This is a genomic window from Streptomyces kanamyceticus (genome assembly GCF_008704495.1).
Lineage (GTDB): Bacteria > Actinomycetota > Actinomycetes > Streptomycetales > Streptomycetaceae > Streptomyces > Streptomyces kanamyceticus.
In genome coordinates this window covers 8,050,338-8,070,279 of sequence record NZ_CP023699.1, presented here as the reverse complement: position 1 = coordinate 8,070,279, position 19,942 = coordinate 8,050,338, and the positions used below count along the sequence as shown (strand labels likewise).

Annotated in this window: 19 protein-coding genes and 1 tRNA gene; 6 read left to right on the top strand and 14 right to left on the bottom strand. The window is 71.4% G+C overall.

Annotated elements, in window-relative coordinates; all coding sequences use genetic code 11:
- Nucleotides 1-58 precede the first annotated feature (58 nt).
- The 4 genes from mshC to CP970_RS35080 all read right to left on the bottom strand — a co-directional run bounded on the left by mshC (nt 59) and on the right by CP970_RS35080 (nt 3,554).
- Nucleotides 59-1,288, bottom strand: coding sequence for a cysteine--1-D-myo-inosityl 2-amino-2-deoxy-alpha-D-glucopyranoside ligase (gene mshC, locus CP970_RS35095; protein WP_055544523.1), 1,230 nt, complete (start codon nt 1,286-1,288; stop codon nt 59-61).
- A 92-nt stretch (nt 1,289-1,380) separates the two neighbouring features.
- Nucleotides 1,381-2,211, bottom strand: coding sequence for an SCO1664 family protein (locus CP970_RS35090; RefSeq protein WP_055544524.1), 831 nt, complete (start codon nt 2,209-2,211; stop codon nt 1,381-1,383).
- Entirely contained in the window at nt 2,175-2,765 is a 591-nt protein-coding gene (locus CP970_RS35085; protein ID WP_055544525.1) for a DUF3090 domain-containing protein, read from the bottom strand. Before CP970_RS35085 ends, CP970_RS35090 begins: the two co-directional genes overlap by 37 nt.
- A gap of 102 nt (nt 2,766-2,867) precedes the next feature.
- Nucleotides 2,868-3,554, bottom strand: a complete 687-nt coding sequence (locus tag CP970_RS35080) for a histidine phosphatase family protein (protein ID WP_055544526.1) — start codon at nt 3,552-3,554, stop codon at nt 2,868-2,870.
- Nucleotides 3,555-3,615: 61 nt separating this feature from the next.
- Between CP970_RS35080 and corA the strand changes: the two genes are divergently transcribed.
- On the top strand, nt 3,616-4,614 hold the full coding sequence (gene corA, locus CP970_RS35075; RefSeq protein WP_055544527.1) for a magnesium/cobalt transporter CorA: 999 nt from the start codon (nt 3,616-3,618) through the stop codon (nt 4,612-4,614).
- Here the strand turns inward: corA and CP970_RS35070 are convergent.
- Nucleotides 4,592-5,536, bottom strand: a complete 945-nt coding sequence (locus CP970_RS35070) for an alpha/beta fold hydrolase (protein ID WP_055544528.1) — start codon at nt 5,534-5,536, stop codon at nt 4,592-4,594. The two genes, corA and CP970_RS35070, sit on opposite strands and share 23 nt — an antisense overlap.
- Before the next feature lie 151 nt (nt 5,537-5,687).
- On the opposite strand from CP970_RS35070, the gene CP970_RS35065 reads away from it, so the two are divergent.
- Entirely contained in the window at nt 5,688-6,272 is a 585-nt protein-coding gene (locus CP970_RS35065) for a TetR/AcrR family transcriptional regulator (RefSeq protein WP_055544548.1), read from the top strand.
- A gap of 40 nt (nt 6,273-6,312) precedes the next feature.
- Here CP970_RS35065 and CP970_RS35060 read toward each other — a convergent pair whose 3' ends face one another.
- Nucleotides 6,313-7,101, bottom strand: a complete 789-nt coding sequence (locus CP970_RS35060) for a hypothetical protein (RefSeq protein ID WP_055544529.1) — start codon at nt 7,099-7,101, stop codon at nt 6,313-6,315.
- 247 nt (nt 7,102-7,348) lie between these two features.
- Nucleotides 7,349-8,404 carry an LLM class F420-dependent oxidoreductase gene (locus CP970_RS35055; RefSeq protein WP_055544530.1) on the bottom strand — a complete coding sequence of 352 codons (1,056 nt, stop codon included), beginning with the start codon at nt 8,402-8,404 and terminating at the stop codon, nt 7,349-7,351.
- 141 nt (nt 8,405-8,545) lie between these two features.
- Between CP970_RS35055 and CP970_RS35050 the strand changes: the two genes are divergently transcribed.
- Nucleotides 8,546-9,526 (top strand): aldo/keto reductase, encoded by a 981-nt coding sequence (locus tag CP970_RS35050; protein ID WP_055544531.1) that lies wholly within the window; start codon nt 8,546-8,548, stop codon nt 9,524-9,526.
- Entirely contained in the window at nt 9,523-11,799 is a 2,277-nt protein-coding gene (locus CP970_RS35045) for a helix-hairpin-helix domain-containing protein (protein WP_055544532.1), read from the top strand. Before CP970_RS35050 ends, CP970_RS35045 begins: the two co-directional genes overlap by 4 nt.
- 113 nt (nt 11,800-11,912) lie before the next feature.
- On the opposite strand, the gene CP970_RS35040 is transcribed toward CP970_RS35045, so the two are convergent.
- On the bottom strand, nt 11,913-12,650 hold the full coding sequence (locus CP970_RS35040; RefSeq protein WP_055544533.1) for a hypothetical protein: 738 nt from the start codon (nt 12,648-12,650) through the stop codon (nt 11,913-11,915).
- Nucleotides 12,651-12,697: 47 nt separating this feature from the next.
- On the opposite strand from CP970_RS35040, the gene CP970_RS35035 reads away from it, so the two are divergent.
- A complete protein-coding gene (locus tag CP970_RS35035; protein WP_055544534.1) occupies nt 12,698-12,886 on the top strand; it encodes a DUF5703 family protein in 189 nt (62 codons plus the stop codon).
- A 74-nt stretch (nt 12,887-12,960) separates the two neighbouring features.
- On the opposite strand, the gene CP970_RS35030 is transcribed toward CP970_RS35035, so the two are convergent.
- The 3 genes from CP970_RS35030 to CP970_RS35020 all read right to left on the bottom strand — a co-directional run bounded on the left by CP970_RS35030 (nt 12,961) and on the right by CP970_RS35020 (nt 15,649).
- Nucleotides 12,961-13,764 (bottom strand): chaplin, encoded by an 804-nt coding sequence (locus CP970_RS35030; RefSeq protein WP_055544535.1) that lies wholly within the window; start codon nt 13,762-13,764, stop codon nt 12,961-12,963.
- A gap of 139 nt (nt 13,765-13,903) precedes the next feature.
- Nucleotides 13,904-14,137, bottom strand: coding sequence for a chaplin ChpH (gene chpH, locus CP970_RS35025; RefSeq protein ID WP_055544536.1), 234 nt, complete (start codon nt 14,135-14,137; stop codon nt 13,904-13,906).
- 186 nt (nt 14,138-14,323) lie between these two features.
- Nucleotides 14,324-15,649, bottom strand: a complete 1,326-nt coding sequence (locus CP970_RS35020) for a M20/M25/M40 family metallo-hydrolase (RefSeq protein WP_055544537.1) — start codon at nt 15,647-15,649, stop codon at nt 14,324-14,326.
- A gap of 186 nt (nt 15,650-15,835) precedes the next feature.
- Between CP970_RS35020 and CP970_RS35015 the strand changes: the two genes are divergently transcribed.
- Nucleotides 15,836-15,923: transfer RNA gene (locus CP970_RS35015), tRNA-Leu, on the top strand.
- Between the two features lie 34 nt (nt 15,924-15,957).
- On the opposite strand, the gene CP970_RS35010 is transcribed toward CP970_RS35015, so the two are convergent.
- From CP970_RS35010 to CP970_RS35000, 3 genes are all read right to left on the bottom strand, one after another.
- Nucleotides 15,958-18,465, bottom strand: coding sequence for a sensor histidine kinase (locus CP970_RS35010; RefSeq protein WP_055544538.1), 2,508 nt, complete (start codon nt 18,463-18,465; stop codon nt 15,958-15,960).
- Between the two features lie 26 nt (nt 18,466-18,491).
- Complete coding sequence (locus tag CP970_RS35005; protein WP_055544539.1) at nt 18,492-19,175, bottom strand: response regulator; 684 nt, start codon at nt 19,173-19,175, stop codon at nt 18,492-18,494.
- Between the two features lie 86 nt (nt 19,176-19,261).
- Nucleotides 19,262-19,939 (bottom strand): potassium-transporting ATPase subunit C, encoded by a 678-nt coding sequence (locus CP970_RS35000; protein WP_055544540.1) that lies wholly within the window; start codon nt 19,937-19,939, stop codon nt 19,262-19,264.
- Between the last annotated feature and the right edge of the window lie 3 nt (nt 19,940-19,942).

Here is a 19,942-nt window from a genome sequence, read left to right as displayed (position 1 = left end):
CCGGCGTTTGAGGACGAGCCCGCAGGGCGATCGACCTCAGCCGAAGCCGACCGAACCGCTACAAGGCCACGCCAAGCAACGCGTCGACGGCGCGGGACACGACACCGGGCGCGCCCTCGTCCGAACCGCCGTCGGCGTCCTGGCGCGCGGCCCAGGCGTCGACCGCCGCGAGAGCGGCAGGCGCGTCCAGGTCGTCCGCGAGCGCCTCGCGGATCTCCTCGACGAGCGCGTCGGCGGAAGGCCCGTCGGGACGGGACACCGCCGCACGCCAGCGGCCGAGCCGCTCGACGGCCTCCTCCAGGACGGAGTCGGTCCACTCCCAGTCCGCGCGGTAGTGGTGCGCGAGCAGGGCGAGGCGGATCGCCGCCGGGTCGACGCCGTCGCGGCGCAGCTTGGAGACGAAGACGAGGTTGCCCTTGGACTTGGACATCTTCGCGCCGTCCAGGGCGACCATGCCCGCGTGGACGTACGCCTTGGCGAACGGGAACTCGCCGGTGAGCGCCTGGGCGTGCGACGCGCCCATCTCGTGGTGCGGGAAGGCGAGGTCGGAGCCGCCGCCCTGCACGTCGAAGCCCATCCCCAGGTGGTCGAGGGCGATGGCGACGCACTCGATGTGCCAGCCGGGCCTGCCGCGGCCGAGCGAGGCCCCGTCCCAGCTCGGCTCGCCCTCGCGGGCCGCCATCCAGAGCATCGGGTCGAGCGGGTCCTTCTTGCCCGGACGCTCCGGGTCGCCGCCGCGCTCGGCGGAGAGCAGCTTCATGGCGGCCGCGTCGAGCCCGGACACCGCCCCGAAGTGCGGGTCGGACTCGACCGAGAAGTAGACGTCGCCGTCGAGCTCGTAGGCGGCGCCCATGTCCCTGAGCCGTTCGACGAGCGGCACGATGCCGGGTATCGACTCGACGGCTCCGATGTAGTGCTTCGGCGGCAGGAGTCGCAGCGCGGTCATGTCCTCGCGGAACAGCGCGGTCTCGCCCTCGGCGAGCTCGACCCAGTCCTTGCCGTCGCGGTTGGCGCGTTCCAGGAGCGGGTCGTCCACGTCGGTCACGTTCTGGACGTAGTGAACCTGCCGCTTGGTGTCGAGCCACACGCGCTGCACGAGGTCGAACGCGTTGTAGGTCGCCGCGTGACCCATGTGGGTCGCGTCGTACGGAGTGATGCCGCAGACGTAGATACGGGCGACGGGACCGGGGTCGAGGGTGACGAGTTCACCGGTCGCGGTGTCGTGGATCCGGAGGTCGCGGCCCTTGCCAGGAAGGGCGGGGACCTCAGAAGCGGGCCAGGCATGCATGCCATGAGCCTAACCGGACGAGGCATCCGTATACGAGTGGGGGATCAAGGAGAATCGGCCGCGCGGGATTCCGGGTGGCCGATTCGCCCCGCCTACACCGGTGGCCAGGGGATCGGGGGCCAGTCTCCGCCCGGCTCCGGATGTCGTCCTGAGGTCAGCAGTGCGGCGACCCGCGCGCGGGTGGCGTCCAGCTCGGCGGGGGTGATCAGACCGGCCAGGCGCTCGGCGAGGTCCGCGCCCTCCTTGAGGGCGTCACGCAGGGTCCGCAGGGCCCCCAGGGCCTCCTCGGGCAGGGGCTCCCCCGCCCACCCCCACAGGAGCGTGCGCAGCTTGTCCTCGGCGTTGAACGTGACGCCGTGGTCGATGCCGTGCAGCCGTCCCTCCGCGGTGAGCAGGTGGCCGCCCTTGCGGTCGCCGTTGTTGATCACCGCGTCGAGCACCGAGAGGCGCCGAAGGCGCACGTCGTCGGCGTGCACGAGGAGCGCGGTCCGCTCCTCGTCGACCTGCGCGAAGCCGATCGCCTTCCAGCCCTCGCCCGGCTCGTCGCCGTCGACCAGGGCGAGCAGCTCCGTCTCGTCGGACGCCTCGATCCACAGCTGGCACATGCCCTCTCCGTAGGGCCCGTCGCGCCACACGGTCGGCGGCACCAGGTCCCAGCCGTCCTGGGTGATCGCCCGCGACACCTCGTACGCGGCGACCTCGCGCCCCGCGAGGGTGCCGTCGGGGAAGTCCCACAGCGGCCGCTCGCCCGCGACGGGCTTGTAGACGCAGGCGGCTTCCTCGCCCTCGTAGGACACCGTGCAGTAGAGCACCGCGTTCGATGCCTCGCGGATCCGTCCGCGCACGGTCAGCTCCCCGCGGGTCAGGAGCGTGACGGGGTCGGCGCTCACGCTCCCCGCCGGTATCCGTTCTGGCGCGGGCATACGTGTCCTTCCGGGTCGAGCGGGAGGCTGCACAGCGGGCACGGCGGGCGGCCCGCGTTCACGACGTCGAGGGCGCGCTTGGCGAACGCTCTCGCCTGGGCCCCCGTGAGCCGGACGCGGAGCATCGGCGGGCCGTTCTCCTCGTCCTGGAGGAGCCTCTCCTCGGCCTCCGCCAGGTCGTCCTCGGACTCGGCTTCCAGCTCGACGAGCGCCTGCGCCTCGACGATCATCCGCTCTTCCTCGCCGTCCCAGGCGAGCGCCATCGTGCCGACCCGGAACTCCTCCTCCACGGGGGAGTCGAGCGGCGCGCTGTCGGTGATCTCGGCGGGTGCGACGGCCGGCACCGCGGCATTGCCCCCACTGCGGCGTACGACCTCGTCGAGGAGCTCTTCCATGCGCTCGGCGAGCGCGGCCACCTGGGTCTTCTCCAGGGCGACGCTGGTCACCCTGATGCCCGCCGAGGCCTGGAGGAAGAAGGTACGCCGTCCGGGCAGCCCGACCGTTCCGGCGACGAAACGCTCCGGCGGGTCGTAGAGGAACACCTGACGGGACACGTCCTGTCTCCATTGGGATCGACTGCAAGTACTCGTGCCACGACCGGTGACACGACGACTACGGGGCCTGCTTCAACCGCTTCACCCTACTGCGGGCGACGATCACGGTGCGCCCGCACCGCCACCGACCGTCGCGTCGTCGCCCGGCGGCACCTCACGGGGCGCCAGCGACGCGAAGTCCCCGGTGTCCCCCAGGCGTACGAGGAAGGGGCGTAGCCGCGTGTACCGGATGACGGTGACCGAGCAGGGCTCCACGGAGATCCGCTGGAAGAGGTCCAGGTGGAGCCCGATGGCGTCCGCGACAAGGGACTTGATGATGTCGCCGTGCGAGCACATCAGATAGACGGCGTCCTCGCCGTGCTCGCGCTCCACGCGCGCGTTCCACTCGCGGACCGCCTCGGCCGCCCGCGTCTGCATGGCCCGCATGGACTCGCCGCCGGGGAAGGCGGCGGCCGACGGGTGCCGCTGGACGACCTCCATCAGCGGCTCGTCGGTGAGCTCGGCGAGCTTGCGGCCCGACCATTCGCCGTAGTCGCACTCCCCGATGCGGTCCTCGCTGTGCGCCTGGAGGCCGGGCCTGGCCGCGAGCAGCGGTGCCACGGTCTCGGCGCAGCGCTGCAGGGGGCTGGTGACGACCTCGGTGATCGGCAGGGCGGCGAGGCGCCCGGGCAGCGCGGCGGCCTGCGCGGCGCCCCGCTCGTCGAGGGCCACGCCGGGGGTCCACCCGGCGAGCAGACCCGCGGTATTGGCGGTGGAACGTCCGTGCCGGACGAGGATCAGCGTGGGCATGCGGTTCAGCCTAAGCGCCCGTGGGGGTGCGACAGGTGGGCGGGTTGGGAACAATGCCGGTGTGATCGTCGACTGCGCCATCTACCGCGAGGGGCGCCGGACCGAGGGCCCCGAAGACTTCTCCGCTGCCCTCGCCGAGGCGAGGGCAGCGGGCCACGCCTTCGTCTGGATCGGCCTGCACGAGCCGACGGAGGCCGAGTTCGAGAAGGTCAGCCAGGAGTTCGGGCTGCATCCGCTGGCCGTCGAGGACGCCCTCAAGGCCCATCAGCGGCCGAAGCTGGAGGTCTACGACGACTCGTTGTTCATGGTCCTCAAGCCGGTCGTGTACGAGCAGGACAGCGACACCGTCTCCTCCGGAGAGGTCATGGTGTTCATGGGTGACTCCTTCGTGGTGACCGTCCGGCACGGCGAGGGCGCGCCGCTCGGCGTCGTGCGCCACCGCCTGGAGGCCGACCCCGACGTCCTCAAGCACGGCCCCACGGCGGTCCTGTACTCGATCGCGGACGCCTCCGTGGACCACTATCTGGAGGTCGCCGACGAGCTCCAGGCGGATCTGGAGCTCCTGGAGGCGGAGGTCTTCTCGCCGGACGTCGGCGGCTCCCGCAACACCGCTTCGCGGATCTATACGTTCAAGCGGCAGATCCTGGAGTTCCGCAGGGCCACGGGCCCGCTCGCGCTCCCCCTGGCCCGTCTCTCCGGAGCGGGCCCTTTCGGTCCCGCCGTCCCCTTCGTGGACGAATCGGCACAGCCCTTCTTCCGGGACGTCAACGACCACCTGACGCGCGTCAACGAGTCCGTGGAGGGCCTTGACCGGCTCGTGTCGGACATCCTGTCCGCTCATCTGGCCCAGATGAGCGTCCGGCAGAACGACGACATGCGGAAGATCTCGGCGTGGGCCGCCATGGCCGCGGTCCCCACGATGATCGCGGGCATCTACGGCATGAACTTCGACCACATGCCCGAGCTGCACTGGGTGTGGACCTACCCGGCCGTGATCGGGCTGATGGTCGTCCTGGAGTTCGGCCTGTACCGCATGTTCAAGCGCCGCGGCTGGCTGTGACGAAGTCCACCAGCGCGGCGGTGACGGCTTCGGGCTGCTCGTCCGGGATGAAGTGTCCGGCGTCGGGCACGACGATTCCGGTGGTGTTGTCGGCCCACGGGCTGAGGGAGGCGGCCATGTCGGGAACGGAGCCGTGGCTGCTGGAGATGCCGAGGACCGGCACCGTCAGGCGCCGCCGCCCGAGCGCCTCGCGGTTCTTGCGCGCCGACTCCGCGGCGTCCCGGTAGTACGCGAGGGAAGCGCGCAGGCCGCCGTCGGCGGCGACGGACGCCGCGTAGTGGTCGAGCTCGGCGTCGTCGAACGTGCCGGGAGACAGGGCCTTCGCCTTCAGGAACCAGCCGACGTAGTCGCGTTCACGGCCCGCGAGCAGCGTCTCGGGCAGGTCGGGCACGAGGTGGAACGCGAAGTGCCAGGTCTTCCACGCCCGGTCCGGGTCGGTGGGAATCGCCTCCGGGAGGGTGATGCCGGGAATTCCGGCGTCGAGCAGGGCGACCCCGCGCAGGTCGCTCTCGAAGGTGAGGGCGAGGGAGAAAGCGACCCAGGCGCCGATGTCGTGGGCGACCAGGGAGTACGTCGAGACTCCGAGAGCTTGCACCGCGGTGTGGACGTGCGCGGCGACCGCGTGCGTGTCGTAGCCGCGCTCCGGACGCTCGGAGTGGCCCTGACCCGGCAGGTCGATCGCGATGACGCGGAACCGGTCGGCAAGGCCGGGCATCACCTTGCGCCAGGCCCACCAGGTCTGCGGGAATCCGGCGAGCAGGACGACGACCGGGCCGCTCGCCCTGCCGCCTTCGACGGCATGAAGGCGGACCCCGTCCGCGTCGACCCAGCGGTGCGTGAATCCGGCCAGCTGCCGCAGGGGCAGGTCGCGGACGGGGTTGCCTTCGGAGACCTGCGCGGTGCTGGTTGCCGGGTCGGTCACGGGGATCCTCCATCGGTGTCAGACGTGCGGTGGGGACGGTGCGACCGAAGGCTAACGCATCTTGAACTGACCAGTTCAAGATAGGATGGCGCGCAACACGGTCCGCACCATCGGCACATCGGCACATCGGCACATCGGCAAGGAAGGCCGCGTGGCAGGCAAGAAGCAGTTCGACATGGAGACGGCGCTCGACGCCGCGATGATCCAGTTCTGGCGCGACGGCTACGCCGACACCTCATTGGACGATCTGTCCCGGGCAACCGGCCTGAACCGCAGTTCCATCTACTCCTCCCTCGGCGACAAGGAGACGCTCTTCCTGCGCTGCCTGGATCTCTACGCCGCGCGCTACGGGGAGAAGTACGACGACGCCCTGTCGGGTGCGGCCTCGGAACCCGTTGCCGCCGTCCGTGCGTTCTTCGACGTCACCCTTGAGCGCATCGCCGATCCCGGAGTACCCGACGGATGCCTGATCGCCCAGTCGGCCATGGCCGTTCCCGTGCTGAGCCCGAGCGTCGCGGCGCACGCCAAGCAGGCGCTCGGCCGCCAGCTCCAACGCCTGCGCGCCGCACTGAAGGCAGGCGGACTGACCGACCAGGGCGCCGAGGCCTTCGCCGTGCACGCGGCGGCCGTGAACCAGTCGCTCGCCGTCATGAGCAGGGCGGGGGCGAGCCCCGCGCAGCTCCTGGCCATCGTGGGCGTGACCGTTGACGCGCTGTCGCGGACGTCGCGCGCGTAGCGCGTCCGTTGGCGCGTAGCTCGTCCGTTGAGGCGCCGTACTAGGCGAACCCGGGCGCCGATGTCGCGGCGCCGCCCAGGGCGTCACGGCGCTCCGGCATCGTCAGGGACACCATCCGCCGCCAGCCGACGAGCCGTTCGTACGCGTACACGCCGTGGATCCCCGTGGCGAGCGCCTGTCGCTTGACCGGGGGCCAGCCGAGGAGGCGCCCCATGTGGTCCATCACGGCGAGGCTCACGTCGCGGTAGACGCGGATCTCGGCGAGCGCGCACTCGCGCAGGGCGCGCTGGATGGCGCGGCCGTGCCCGGCGCGGGCGAAGCGCAGCAACTCCTCGTGGCAGTACGCCAGATGGTTGTCCTCGTCGTTCGAGATCATCCGCACCGCGCGGCCGATGTCCGGGTGGTCGGCGAAGTACTTGAGCAGCAGCCGCATCTGCTCGGAGGCGCGCTGCTCGGTGACCCTGCTGTGCGCGAGGTAGGTGACGACGTCCCGCACGGCGAGCGGTCTGTCGGCCTTCAGCTGTTCGTGCGCGAGGCCGATGCCGTGCTTCTCCAGGAGCATCGTGTAGTCGGTCTCGTGCGGGACCTCGACGGGGGCGAGCCCGCGCTTGCGCAGCAGTGCGTCGAAGATCCGGCCGTGCTTGTCCTCGTCGGCGCCGTGCCGGGCGATCTTGGGGGCGAGGGCCCGCTCGCCCTCGGGCACGAGTGCGGCGATCCGGCCGTTCTCCCAGCCGCCCTGGGCCTCGCCGCTGGCGGCGATGGAACAGAAGAGCCGGAACGACTCGTCGTTGTCGAGGATTTCCCCGAAGACACTCTTGGCCGACAGCATCACTGGCACCTCCATGCCCCGCGCACGAACCTCCGCAAAGGGATAGTCAAATGCGAGGTTCGACGCTGAGCAACAGGTGTGCCGGTCGGCTCCGCCGAACGAAGGACGACGGCGGACGACGACGGACGACGACGGCGTGCCGCAGGCCGTAACCGGGGGCCCCGTGGCGCGTTGTGCTCCGTGACGGCCGTGGCGGGGAAGACCCCCCGAGCCCCCACCACGGCCGCAGAAAATTCTCCCTCCCGCCCTACGCCAGTCCGGCGCGTTCCAGCGCCTGGGTACCGGCCCGCAGCGCGGTGAGCCGCTCCTCCAGCGTGAAGCCCGCGGGCGCCAGCGTCAGCGTGGTCACCCCGGCCGCCGCGTACGCCCGCATCCGGTCCGCGATGCGGTCCACGGAGCCCAGCAGGGTCGTCGAGTCGATCAGCTGCTTCGGCACCGCGGCGGCCGCGCCGTCCTTGTCGCCCGCCAGGTACTTGTCCTGGATCTCGGCGGCCTCCTTCTCGTACCCCATGCGCCCCGCGAGCTGGTTGTAGAAGTTCTGCTTGCGGCTGCCCATGCCGCCGACGTACAGCGCGGTGTAGGGCCGGAACATGTCCGCGAGGGCGTCCACCTGGGAGTCCTCGCCGACGGCCAGCGGCAGTGTCGGGACGATGTCGAAGCCCTCCATCGTCCTGCCCGCCTTCTCGCGCCCGGCCCGCAGGTGCTTGACGGCCGTCTCCTCCAGGTGCTCGGCGGCCGGGAAGATCAGCAGGGCGCCGTCGGCGATCTCGCCCGTCTGCTCCAGGTTCTTGGGGCCGATCGCCGCGATGTACAGCGGGATGTGCTCGCGCTCGGGGTGGACGGTGAGCTTGAGGGGCTTGCCGGGGCCGCCGGGCAGCGGCAGCGTCCAGTGCTCGCCCTCGTGGGAAAGGCGCTCGCGGGTCATCGCCTTGCGGACGATCTCGACGTACTCGCGGGTGCGGGCCAGCGGCTTGTCGAACTTCACGCCGTACCAGCCCTCGGAGACCTGCGGGCCCGAGACGCCGAGCCCGAGTCGGAAGCGGCCGCCGGAGAGCGAGTCGAGGGTGGCCGCCGTCATCGCGGTCATCGCGGGCTGGCGGGCCGGGATCTGGAAGATCGCGGATCCGATGTCGATGCGTTCGGTCTGGGCCGCGACCCAGGACAGCACCGTCGCGGCGTCCGAGCCGTACGCCTCGGCGGCCCAGCAGACCGCGTAGCCGAGCTTGTCGGCCTCCCTGGCGACGGCGAGATTGTCCGCGTCCATCCCGGCGCCCCAGTAGCCGAGGTTGATACCGAGCTGCATGGCCGATCCCCTTACCGCTGTACTCATGAGTAACGTCCCTGTGCCCGGGACTGTAGCGCGCGGGTGACCAAGTTCTCCACAGTCGATGGTTTGTCCACAGGCCCGCCCGCCGCAGGGATCCGGCCAGTAATCTCAGCGCCCATGGAGCAGAGGCATCTCGGCCGGACCGGCCTGCGCGTGTCCCGCATCGGACTCGGCACCCTCACCTGGGGGCACACCGACGAGAACGACGCCGCCGACCTCATGAAGGCGTTCTGGGAGGCGGGCGGCACCCTCGTCGACACGGCCGACGTGTACGGCGACGGGGAGGCCGAGTACCTGCTCGGGCGCCTGATGGAGCGGCTCGTGCCCCGGCACGACCTGGTCATCGCCACCAAGGCGGGCAGCGTGCCGGACCCCGAGCGGCGCGTCGACGGCTCGCGCGGCCATCTGCTCGCCGCGCTCGACGCCTCGCTCGCCCGCCTGGGCACGGACCACGTCGACCTGTGGCAGGTCCACGCGTTCGACCCGGACGCGCCCCTGGACGAGACCCTGCAAGCGCTCGACATCGCGGTCAGCAGCGGCCGGGCCCGCTATGCGGGAGTCGCCAACTTCTGCGGCTGGCAGCTCGCCAAGGCCGCGACCTGGCAGCTCGCCGCGCCGGGCATACGCACCCGTCTCGCCAGTACGCAGATGGAGTACTCCCTGCTGCAGCGCGGCATCGAGCGTGAGGTGCTGCCCGCGGCCGTCGACCTCGGCGTGGGCCTGCTGCCCTCGTCGCCACTGGGCCGCGGCGTGCTCACCGGCAAGTACCGCCACTCGACCCCGGCCGACTCGCGCGGCGGGTCCGACCAGTTGGCGCCCTTCGTCGCGCCGTATCTGGACGACGCGGCGAGCCGGATCGTGGACGCGGTCGCCACCGCCGCAGACGGCCTGGCGGCGACCCCGCTCCAGGTCGCCCTCGCCTGGGTCCGGGACCGCCCCGGAGTGACCGCGCCGATCGTCGGCGCGCGCAACGCGCAGCAGCTCACGGCCGCTTTGTCAGTGGAGACCCTTAGTCTTCCTGACGAGATCTGCCAGGCGCTCGACGATGTGTCGGCGCCCGTGCACCGCTATCCCGATCAAGACTGGAGCACGCTGTGAGTACGGAGCCCGAAGCCGCTGCCGCGGAGGAAGCGGAGACCGCTGCCGCGGAGGAAGCCGGGCCGGGCACGCCGGACGCCGCCCCGGACGCGACGGACACCACGGACGACGCGGAGGCCACGGACGACGCCGAGGACGGCGACGGGGACGGGGACGGGGACGGCACGGACAGCGCAGATGGCGCGGACGGTGAAGGCGAGAGCGCCGAAGCCACCGAGCCCGCCGCGCCCGCCGAGCTGTCGGAGACCGAGGCGGAGATCGCCGCGCAGCGCGAGCTCCGGGAGCGGATCGAGCAGCGCAAGGCGTCCAAGGAAGGCCCGATCGACGCCGGGACGAAGCTGAGCGGGACCGCCGCCGACCTCCTTGCCGCCGTGCGCGCCGTGGAGAGCGGCGAGCAGCCCGTCGCCAGTGCCTTCCGTGAGCCGGAGCCCGCTCCGCGCAGGCCCGCGCCCTCCCCCGCCGCCGAGCCCGTGCGCGCCCAGCTGTCGTCGGCGCCGTCGGCTCCCGCGGAGGAGTCCGTCGAAGCGGTGCGGACCGTGCTCACCGAGGGAGGGGCCCCCGCCGCGCTCGCGGCGCCGACGGCGGCCGCGCTCGGCGAGGGCGCCGAGGGCCAACTGCGCGAGGACCCCTGGCAGTTGCTGCGCGTTCCCGGCGTCAGGACCGAGCAGGCCGACGGGTTCGCGCGGGCGCTGCTCGGTGCCGAGTGCGGGCCCGACGACGAGCGCAGGGGCCGTGCGATCACCGTCTGGCTCCTGGAGCAGGCCGCCGCCGCCGGGCACACGGCACTCGACTCCTCGGCGCTGACCGCCGCGCTCGGCCAGCGCGCGGTGCCGGATCCGGACGCGGCGGTGCAGAGCGCCCTCGCCGAGGGCGAGGCCCTGGTCTTCCAGGACGCCGTCGAGGGCGCCGACGTACCGGTCCAGCGCTCGGACGACGAGGACGCGCAGGACGGCGCGGAGGAGGAGCCGGAGCGCCCCGTCCGCGTCCTGATCGGACTCGAGCGGTACGCGCTGGCGGAGGAGAGCCTGGCCGACGGGCTCGCCCGAGTGATCAACTCCCTCACCAAGGACGACGCTTCGGGCCCGTCGGCGGACGACTGGGAAGCCGCGGCCGCCGAGCTCTCCGGTTCCGCGGCCGAGCTGGTCCGCGCCGTGGCGGGGCACGGCCTGGTGCTGCACACCGGCGGCGAGACGGCGCGGACGGAGCCCGCCGCCCTGGTGGCGGCCGCCGCGGCGATGGGCCTGCGGGTCTGCGTGGCCACCCACAGCGCCGACGGACGCCACCGCGCGGCGCGGGCACCGGGCGTGCCCGAGGCGGCCGCGGTGACCGTGGCGGGCCTGCTCGCCGGGGCCGAGGGCCCCGGTCGGGACGCGGACGGCGCGTTCGCGCTCGACCTCCTCGTGGTCCTGGACGCACCGCAGCTGGACGTGGAGACGGCGGCGATGCTCGCGGAGTCCCTGCCGGACGGCGCCCGCCTGGTGCTCAGCGGCGACCCGGGCGTGCTGTGGTCGGCGGGTCCCGGTCGGGTCTTCGCGGATCTCCTCGCGGCGCGCTGCTGCCCCCAGGTCGTCTCGCGCACCCCGGACCCGGGCCCCATCGGCGAGCTGGTCTCCGGCATCGGCATCGGCGAGCTGAACCAGGTCGAGGCGCCCGGCAAGGAGGTCGTGATCGTCCCGGTGCGCGACGCCGCCGAGGCGATCCACCGCACCGTGCAGCTCGTCGCGGACTCGGTGCCGCGGGCGATCGGGGTGCCCGCCGAGCAGACCCAGGTGATCACCCCCGGGCACGGCGGCGCCGCGGGCACACGCGTGCTCAACGCCGCCCTGAAGGAGCGGCTGAACCCAGGACCCGGCCGGTTCGGCGGCTTCGACCCCGGCGACCGGGTCGCCCACGTCCCAGCGGCGGGGCGTACGACGCTCGGCCGTGTGGTGCGGGCCGACGCCGAAGGACTGCACCTGGAGTGCGACGGCGCCCCCGTCGTCGTAGGCAAGGAGCGGGTCGAGCAGGAGGTGCGGCACGCGTGGGCGCTCACCGCGCACCAGGCGACGGGGCTGCGCTGGCCCGCGGCGGTCGTGGTGCTGCCGGGCGACGCCGGGCAGGCGCTGACCCGGCCGTGGGTCTACACCGCGTTCAGCCGCGGTGAGCGCCACCTCTCGGTGGTGCAGGGCGTGGAGCAGGCGCTGCCGCGCGCGGTGGCGGAGCGCCTCTGGAAGGACCGTACGACGCGTCTGCGGACGCTGCTGCGCCCGCAGGTGCCGTCGGTGGCCGTCTGAGCGGACGGCCGCTCCCGGCCCCGGACACGGACAAGCGCGCCGCCCCTTCGAGGAGCGGCGCGCTTGTCGGTGCCGGTGTCCGTATCGGTGCCGGTGTCAGCGGGCTCTCGCCCTCAGTGCCCGACGCCCCGGTCCGCCGCGTCCGCTTCGCCCGCCGCGTCCTCGATCTCGTCGAGGGGCACCACCAGGTCGGGGTCGATGTCCACGTCCACGTCGACCCCGTCCAGGGCGTCGTCGTCCAGCTCGTCGTCGAAGACCGCGCTGACGTCGAAGCGGCACACCACCCGGTGCGGGTCGGCCTGGTCGAAGGGGGCGTCGAGCCACTCCCCCGGATCGGCGGGCGCGTCCGCGGCCGTGACCCAGAGCGTGGAGTCGCCCTCCTCCAGACCGAACTCCTTGTGCCGGGAGGCGATTTCGTCCGGTTCGAACTCGCCGAAGAGGACCCCGAGCGCGCCGTGCACGGTGTCGGCGGGACCCGCGCCCTCGCCCTCGCCCTCCTCGTCGAGGTCGGCGACCCGCTGGGCCTGGGCGAGCAGCCGCTGCGGCTCCACCACGGCGTAGTCGCGGCGGATCAGCACGCTCAGGGCGTTCGCCTCCGCCGGGCCCTGGTACGGCGGCAGGGCGTCCTCCGTGCCGGGGATCTCGAAGGGTGTGACCTCGTCGTAGCGGTCGTAGAGGAGTTCGTCGTACTCCTCGGCAGCGGCGGCGAGCTCGTTGAACGCCTCGTAGACGGCCGGATCGTCCTCGCCCGACCTGCGTTCGACCGCGGCCAGGTGTCGGTCGAGCGCGGTCTTGACCGCCTCGGCGGCGGCACGTACCTCGGCAGCGGTGGGCTGCGCAGCATCAGACATAGTGCAGACGCTATCCGTACCGGGCCCATGCCCGCACAATAGATGCGATGCCGGAATACGAATTTGTCGACGTGTACGTACCGCGCGGGGTGACCCGCAAGGAAGCCACCCGCTTGCTGACGGACCACGCGGAGTACGGGCACTGGGAGTTGGATCGCCTGAGCCTGCACTCCGACGGGAGCCGTCGGGTGCGGCTGAAGCGGCGGATCATCCGCCAGCTGAGGGCCACCTGGTGAGAAACGGGAGAAACGGAGCGGGCCCCGCAACAGCGGGGCCCGCTCCGTTTCGGCGTGCTCGCACGCGGGGTCACTCAGGCGTTCGCCCGAGCCCTGCGGTACAGCACGGTGCCCGCGAGCAGTGCGCCCGCGCCCACCGGCAGCGCGAGGCCGACCGGCATCGAGGTGCCGGTCTCCGCGAGCTGCGAGGTCCCCTCAGGCGGGGTGATGCTCTGCGTGCCCGGGTGGTTCGGCATGGCACGGTCGGACGGGCTCACCGGAGAGTGCGCCTTGCCGGGCTGGTGGGGCTTGCCCGGCTGCTCCGGCTTGCCGGGGTGCTCCGGCGAACCCGGGTGTTCCGGCTTACCGGGGTGCTCGGGCGTGCCTGGCTGCTCCGGCTTACCGGGGTGCTCCGGACTCCCCGGCGGCTTGGAGCCGGGCGGGGTCACCGCCTCGCCCCCTTCGTTGGCGCAGTCGTTGCCGGTGGCCGCGTTGCCGAGGCCGCCGACGGTGACGCTGTTGCCGCAGACGTTCACCGGCGCGTTGACCGGCACCTGCACGGTGTTGCCGGAGCCGACGCCGGGTGAATCGCTGGTGTGGCCGTTCGCCGTGGACCCGCCGCCCGGCTTGTGCGAGCCGCTGCCGCCCCCGTGGTGGGAGCCGTTGGCGCAGTCGTTGCCCATCGCGGGGTTGAGGACTCCGACGACGTTCACCGTGTTGCCGCACGCGTTGACAGGAGCGTCAACCGGGAGCTGGACGGAATTGCCCGACAGCACACCGGGCGATTGCGAGCTGCTGCCCTCGGCACCGGAGTCCGCGTGCGCGTAGCCGCCGGTCACGGCGAGTACGCCGGTCGCGGCCGCCACGGTCATCAGACCTTTGCGCGTGACCTGTCGCATAGCTGTTCCCTGCCTTTTGCCTTCCGGAAAACGCCCGGGCCTCCTTGCCCGGGCGCGAAATGCCCGTCGGCCCCGGAGCGCATGGCACGCACTCCGGGGCCGACGGACTCAGACCCTCAAGGGGTGAGGCACAACAACGTCACTTGTTGATGCAGGTGTTGCCGAAGGCGGGGTTCAGCAGCCCGATCACGGAGACCGTGTTGCCACAGGCGTTCACCGGCACGTGCACGGGCACCTGGATGACGTTGCCCGAGACGACACCGGGGGACTTCACGGCGGCACCCTGGGCACCGGCGTCGGCAGCGGCGATGCCCGCGCCAGCGAGCACGAGACCACCAGTGGCAGCCGCAGCAGCGACGACCTTCTTGATCATTATTCCTCCTTGTTGGCAAATGCAGTCCCAGCCGCGGACTGCATCACCTGTAACGAGGGGGAAGTTGTGGGGCTACGAGCCCATGACTCCTTTCACTCTTTTCAGTCAAGTACGTACGCGCTGGCGATTGTTGGAAAGTCGTTTCAGCGCGCAAATCGGACGGTTCCCGTCAAGAAGTGTCTCCGGTCAGGAGGCGTCGATGAAACGGTCGAGCACCCGCACCCCGAACTTCAGGCCGTCCACCGGCACCCGCTCGTCGACGCCGTGGAACATGCCCGCGAAGTCCAGCTCCGGCGGCAGCTTCAGCGGCGCGAAGCCGAAGCCCCGGATCCCCAGGTCGTCGAAGGACTTGGCGTCCGTACCGGCCGAGAGCATGTACGGCACGGCGCGCGCGATCGGGTCCTCGGCGCGCAGGGCGATCTGCATGGCGTCGACCAGGGCGCCGTCGAACGTGGTCTCCAGCGCCTTGTCCGCGTGCACGTCCTCGCGCCGCACGTTCGGGCCGAGGATCCGGTCCAGGTCGGCGAGGAACTCCTCCTCGTAGCCCGGCAGGTAGCGGCCGTCGACGTGCGCGGTGGCCTGCCCGGGGATCACGTTCACCTTGTAACCGGCGCCGAGCTGCGTCGGGTTGGCGGTGTTCTGCAATGAGGCGCCGATGAGCTTGGCGATGCCGCCGAGCTTGGCGAGCGTCTCGTCCATGTTCTCCGGGTCGAGCTCGGTGCCGAGGGCGTCGCCGAGCTCGTCGAGGAAGTGCCGCAGCGTCTTGGTGACGCGCACCGGGAACTTGTGCCGTCCCAGGCGCCCGACGGCCTCGGACAGCTCGGTGATCGCGTTGTCCTTGTGGATCATCGAACCGTGGCCTGCGGTGCCGTCCACGGTCAGCTTCATCCAGTGCATGCCCTTCTGCGCCGTCTCGACGAGGTAGAGCCGCAGGTTCTCGTTGACGGTGAAGGAGAAGCCGCCGACCTCGCTGATCGCCTCCGTGCATCCTTCGAAGAGGTCGGGGTGGTTGTCGACGAGGTGCCGCGCCCCGTACGTACCGCCCGCCTCCTCGTCCGCGAGGAACGCGAGGACGATGTCGCGCGGGGGCTTGCGGCCCGTGCGCATGCGCTCACGGATGACCGCGAGGGTCATCGCGTCCATGTCCTTCATGTCGACGGCGCCCCGGCCCCACACACAGCCGTCCGCGATCTCCCCGGAGAAGGGGTGGTGCGTCCAGTCCGCGGCGTTGGCGGGCACGACGTCCGTGTGGCCGTGGATGAGCAGCGCGGGCCGCGACGGGTCCTCGCCCTCGATCCTGGCGACGGTGGAGGCCCTGCCTGGGCGGGACTCGAAGATCTTCGGTTCGAGCCCGACCTCGGCGAGCTTCTCGGCCACGTACTCGGCGGCCTTGCGCTCCCCCGGGCCCGAGTGGTCGCCGTAGTTGCTCGTATCGATCTGGATCAGTTCACGACAGAGGTCGACGACCTCGTCCTCGCCGGTGACGGCCTTGCCCGTGCTGGACCCGCTCACGCTGGCTCCTCCCGCATTCGCAGCTGGTGGTCCCCCTCATCCTCTCTCTCCCGACCTCATCACCCAAGGCCGGGCGGGTGTCGTCATGCGCCGTTCACAGCGGAGGACGGGTGATCGAGTGCCCCCGGAAGCCTGGTAATGTTCTCTCTGTCGCCGCGGGGAAAACCCCGCGAAGACAGACACCTTGTCCGGGTGGCGGAATGGCAGACGCGCTAGCTTGAGGTGCTAGTGCCCTTTATCGGGCGTGGGGGTTCAAGTCCCCCCTCGGACACCAGCTGAAGACCCCACATCACGTGGGGTCTTTTGCGTTACTCCGACCGGGCCGCCCACAGCGTGAGGGCCATCGTGAGGCCGCCGCCGGGGGTGTCCTCGGCGGTGAGCGTGCCGTTCATCGACTCCGTGAAGCCGCGGGCGACCGCGAGGCCCAGGCCCACTCCCGCGCCGCGCGGCGCGTCTCCGTAGCGCTGGAACGGTTCGAAGATGCGGTCCTTGGCGGTGTCGGGGACGCCGGGTCCTCGGTCCACCACGCGGAGTTCGACGTGGTCGCCGATGGCGCTCGCCGAGACCAGGACGCGGGCGCCCTCGGGGCTGTACTTCACGGCGTTCTCGACGATGTTGGCGACCGCGCGCTCCAGGAGGCCCTTGTCGACCGTGACCATCGGGAGGTTCTCCGGGATGTCCAGGTCGACGCTGTCCTCCGGTACGCCGCCCAGCGCCATCGGCACGACCTCGTCGAGGTCGATCTCGCGGATCAGCGGGGACACCGTGCCGGTCTGCAGGCGGGACATGTCGAGGAGGTTGCCGACCAGGTGTTCCAGGCGGTCGGCGCCGTCCTCGATGCCCTCCAGGAGTTCCGCCTCGTCCTCCTCGGACCATTCGACGTCGTCGGAGCGCAGTGAGGAGACGGCGGCCTTGATGCCCGCGAGCGGCGTACGCAGATCATGGCTGACGGCGGCGAGCAGCGCGGTGCGGATGCGGTTGCCCTCGGCGAGCGCGCGGGCCTCCTTCGCCTCCCCTTGGAGCCGCTGGCGGTCCAGGACGACGGCGGCCTGCGCGGCGAACGCGGCGAGGACGCGGCGGTCCTCCGCGGGCAGCACCCGGCCCGAGAGCGCGAGGGCCATGTGGTCGCCGACGGGCATGTCCACGTCGGCGTCCTCGGGGCGGTCGAGTGGCAGGGCCGTGCCGACCCGGCCCGCGCAGGTCCAGGGTTCGACGTCGCTCGCGCGTTCCAGGAGGGCGACGGACTCCATGGCGAAGGTCTCGCGGACCCGTTCCAGGAGGGCCTCCAGACTGGTCTCGCCGCGCAGCACGCTGCCCGCGAGGAAGGAGAGGATCTCCGATTCGGCGCGCAGCCTGGCCGCCTGATGGGTGCGCCGGGCGGCGAGGTCCACGACCGACGCGACGGCCACCGCGACCCCGACGAAGATGACCAGAGCGACGATGTTCTTCGGGTCGTTGATGGTCAACTTGCCGATGGGTGGCGTGAAGTACCAGTTCAGGAGCAGTGAGCCGACGCCCGCCGAGACGAGCGCGGGCCAGGCGCCGCCCAGTATCGCGGCCGCGACGGTCAGCGACAGATAGAGCAGCATGTCGTTGGCGAGGCCCACGCCGGGCGCCCAGGTGCTGAGCAGGTAGGTGAGCAGCACCGGGCCCGCCACGCCGATCAGCCAGCCGCCCAGGCGCCGGGCACGGCCGAGTCTGAAGCTCCTGGCCACCGGGAGTCCGCGTCCGGTGCCGACCGCGTCGTGCGTGACGAGGTGGGCGTCGAGGTCGGGGCCCGATTCGCGGGCCACGGTGGCGCCGACGCCGGGCCCGAAGACGTACTGCCAGGTCTTGCGGCGCGAGACGCCGAGGACGATCTGGGTGGCGTTGACGCCGCGCGCGAAGTCGAGGAGCGCGGCCGGTATGTCGTCGCCGACGACGTGGTGGAAGGTGCCGCCGAGGTCTTCCACCAGGGTGCGCTGGACGGCGAGTTCCTTGGGCGAGCCCGAGCTGAGGCCGTCGCTGCGGGAGATGTAGACGGCGAGCACCTCGCCGCCCGCGCCCTTCTCGGCGAGGCGGGCCGCGCGGCGCAGCAGGGTGCTGCCCTCGGCGCCGCCGGTGAGGCCGACGACGATGCGTTCGCGCGAGCCCCAGATCTTCTTGACGCGGTGTTCGGCGCGGTACTCGGTGAGGTACTCGTCGACGCGGTCGGCGGTCCACAGGAGCGCGAGTTCGCGCAGGGCGGTGAGGTTGCCGGGCCTGAAGTACTTGGAGAGCGCGGCGTCGACCTTGTCGGGCTGGTAGATGTTGCCGTGCGCCATGCGGCGGCGCAGCGCCTGGGGCGACATGTCGACCAGCTCGATCTGGTCGGCGCGGCGCACCACCTCGTCGGGCACCGTCTCCTTCTGGCGTACGCCGGTGATGGATTCGACGACGTCTCCGAGGGACTCCAGGTGCTGGATGTTGGCCGTGGAGACGACGTCGATGCCCGCCTGGAGGAGTTCCTCGATGTCCTGCCAGCGCTTGGCGTTGCGCGATCCGGGGATGTTGGTGTGCGGGAGTTCGTCGACGAGGGCGACGGCGGGGCGGCGGGCGAGGACCGCGTCGAGGTCCATCTCGGTGAAGGCCGTGCCGCGGTACTCCAACTGGCGGCGCGGGATGACTTCGAGGCCGTGCAGCATCACCTCGGTGCGCGGCCTTTCGTGGTGCTCCACGAACGCGACCACGCAGTCGGTGCCGCGCTCGACGCGACGGTGTGCCTCGGAGAGCATCGCGTACGTCTTGCCGACGCCGGGTGCGGAGCCGAGGTAGATCCTGAGGGTGCCGCGTGCCATGTGTTCTGGAATCCGTCCGCCGGTCGTCAGCTCTCGAAGCGGTATCCCATGCCCGGCTCCGTGATGAGGTACCGGGGATGGGAGGGGTCCGCTTCCAGTTTGCGTCTCAACTGGGCCATGTAGACCCGGAGATAGTTGGTCTTGGTGCCGTGGGAGGGGCCCCACACGTCGAGCAGGAGCTGGCGCTGGGTGATGAGCCGTCCCGGGTTGCAGATCAGTATTTCGAGGAGCTGCCACTCCGTCGGGGTCAGGCGTATGTCGCGGCCGCGCCGGGTGACCCGCTTGGCCACCAGGTCGACGGAGAAGTCGTCGGTGGTGACCACGACGCTCTCCTGGGAGACCGGGGTGGACTCGGTGCGGCGGACCGCGGCGCGCAGCCGGGCGAGGAGTTCGTCCATGCTGAACGGTTTGGTGATGTAGTCGTCGGCTCCCGCGTCGAGGGCCTCGACCTTCTCGTCGGAGGCGCGCCGCGCGGTGAGCACGAGGACCGGTACGCGGGTCCAGCCGCGCAGGGCCTTCAGTACGTCGATGCCGTCCATGTCGGGCAGGCCCAGGTCCAGGACGATGACGTCGGGCTGCCCGGCGGCGGCGAGCCGGAGCGCGGTGGCTCCGTCGGGGGCCGCGTCCACGGCGTAGGCGCGCGCCTCCAGGTTGATCACGAGAGCCCGTACGAGCTGTGCGTCGTCCTCCACCACAAGGACCCGGGTCATCGGAGTGCCTTCTTCCTCGTGGCGGGAGCCGAGGGACCCGGGCGTGTGCCAGGGCCCTCGGCTCCCGCCTGTGACGGTTAAGCCCATCAGCCCTTCTCGGTCAGTTCCTTGAGGGCGATGTTGAGCTGGAGGACGTTGACGCGCGGCTCGCCCACGAAGCCGAGGATCCGTCCGTCGGTGTGCCCGTCGACCAGCTTCTGGACCTGCTCGACGCCCAGGTGGTTCCTGGCCGCGATGCGGTGCACCTGGAGGTCGGCGTACTGCGGGGAGATGTGCGGGTCAAGGCTGGAGCCCGAGGAGGTGACCGCTTCGGCGGGCACGTCGGAGGGCTTGACCTTGTGGTCCGCGGTGGAGTTGTCCTTGATGACGGCCGCCTTGGCGTCCTTCACCTGCTGGATCAGGTCCTTGTTGTCACCGGCGAGGTTGGTGGCGCCGGAGACGAGCAGGTTGTACTGCGTGTTGACGCCGTTGGCCTGGTTGGAGCCGAGGCCGTTGGAGGGGCGCGGCTGGAACCACTTGAGGTCGGGCTCGGGCGTCTCCTGGCCCTTCTTGAGCGGCAGGTCGTAGCGCTGGCCGATGAGTTCGGAGCCGACGACCTTGCCGTCCGCGCTCACCTCGGAGCCGTTCGCCTTGCCGGGGAACAGGGCCTGGGCGACGCCGGTCACCGCGAGCGGGTAGATGACGCCGCAGATCACGGTCAGGACGAGCAGGGCGCGAAGGCCTGCTCCTATCAACCGGGCTGTGTTTCCTACGGAGTTGTTCATGGC

Bases quoted from the DNA above. Each gene is read 5' to 3' on its own strand.
- mshC (WP_055544523.1), bottom strand. From the start codon at position 1,288: ATGCATGCCTGGCCCGCTTCTGAGGTCCCCGCCCTTCCTGGCAAGGGC.
- CP970_RS35090 (WP_055544524.1), bottom strand. From the start codon at position 2,211: ATGCCCGCGCCAGAACGGATACCGGCGGGGAGCGTGAGCGCCGACCCC.
- CP970_RS35080 (WP_055544526.1), bottom strand. From the start codon at position 3,554: ATGCCCACGCTGATCCTCGTCCGGCACGGACGTTCCACCGCCAATACC.
- CP970_RS35060 (WP_055544529.1), bottom strand. From the start codon at position 7,101: ATGCTGTCGGCCAAGAGTGTCTTCGGGGAAATCCTCGACAACGACGAG.
- CP970_RS35055 (WP_055544530.1), bottom strand. From the start codon at position 8,404: ATGCAGCTCGGTATCAACCTCGGCTACTGGGGCGCCGGGATGGACGCG.
- CP970_RS35050 (WP_055544531.1), top strand. From the start codon at position 8,546: ATGGAGCAGAGGCATCTCGGCCGGACCGGCCTGCGCGTGTCCCGCATC.
- CP970_RS35040 (WP_055544533.1), bottom strand. From the start codon at position 12,650: ATGTCTGATGCTGCGCAGCCCACCGCTGCCGAGGTACGTGCCGCCGCC.
- CP970_RS35035 (WP_055544534.1), top strand. From the start codon at position 12,698: ATGCCGGAATACGAATTTGTCGACGTGTACGTACCGCGCGGGGTGACC.
- CP970_RS35030 (WP_055544535.1), bottom strand. From the start codon at position 13,764: ATGCGACAGGTCACGCGCAAAGGTCTGATGACCGTGGCGGCCGCGACC.
- chpH (WP_055544536.1), bottom strand. From the start codon at position 14,137: ATGATCAAGAAGGTCGTCGCTGCTGCGGCTGCCACTGGTGGTCTCGTG.
- CP970_RS35010 (WP_055544538.1), bottom strand. From the start codon at position 18,465: ATGGCACGCGGCACCCTCAGGATCTACCTCGGCTCCGCACCCGGCGTC.
- CP970_RS35005 (WP_055544539.1), bottom strand. From the start codon at position 19,175: ATGACCCGGGTCCTTGTGGTGGAGGACGACGCACAGCTCGTACGGGCT.
- CP970_RS35000 (WP_055544540.1), bottom strand. From the start codon at position 19,939: ATGAACAACTCCGTAGGAAACACAGCCCGGTTGATAGGAGCAGGCCTT.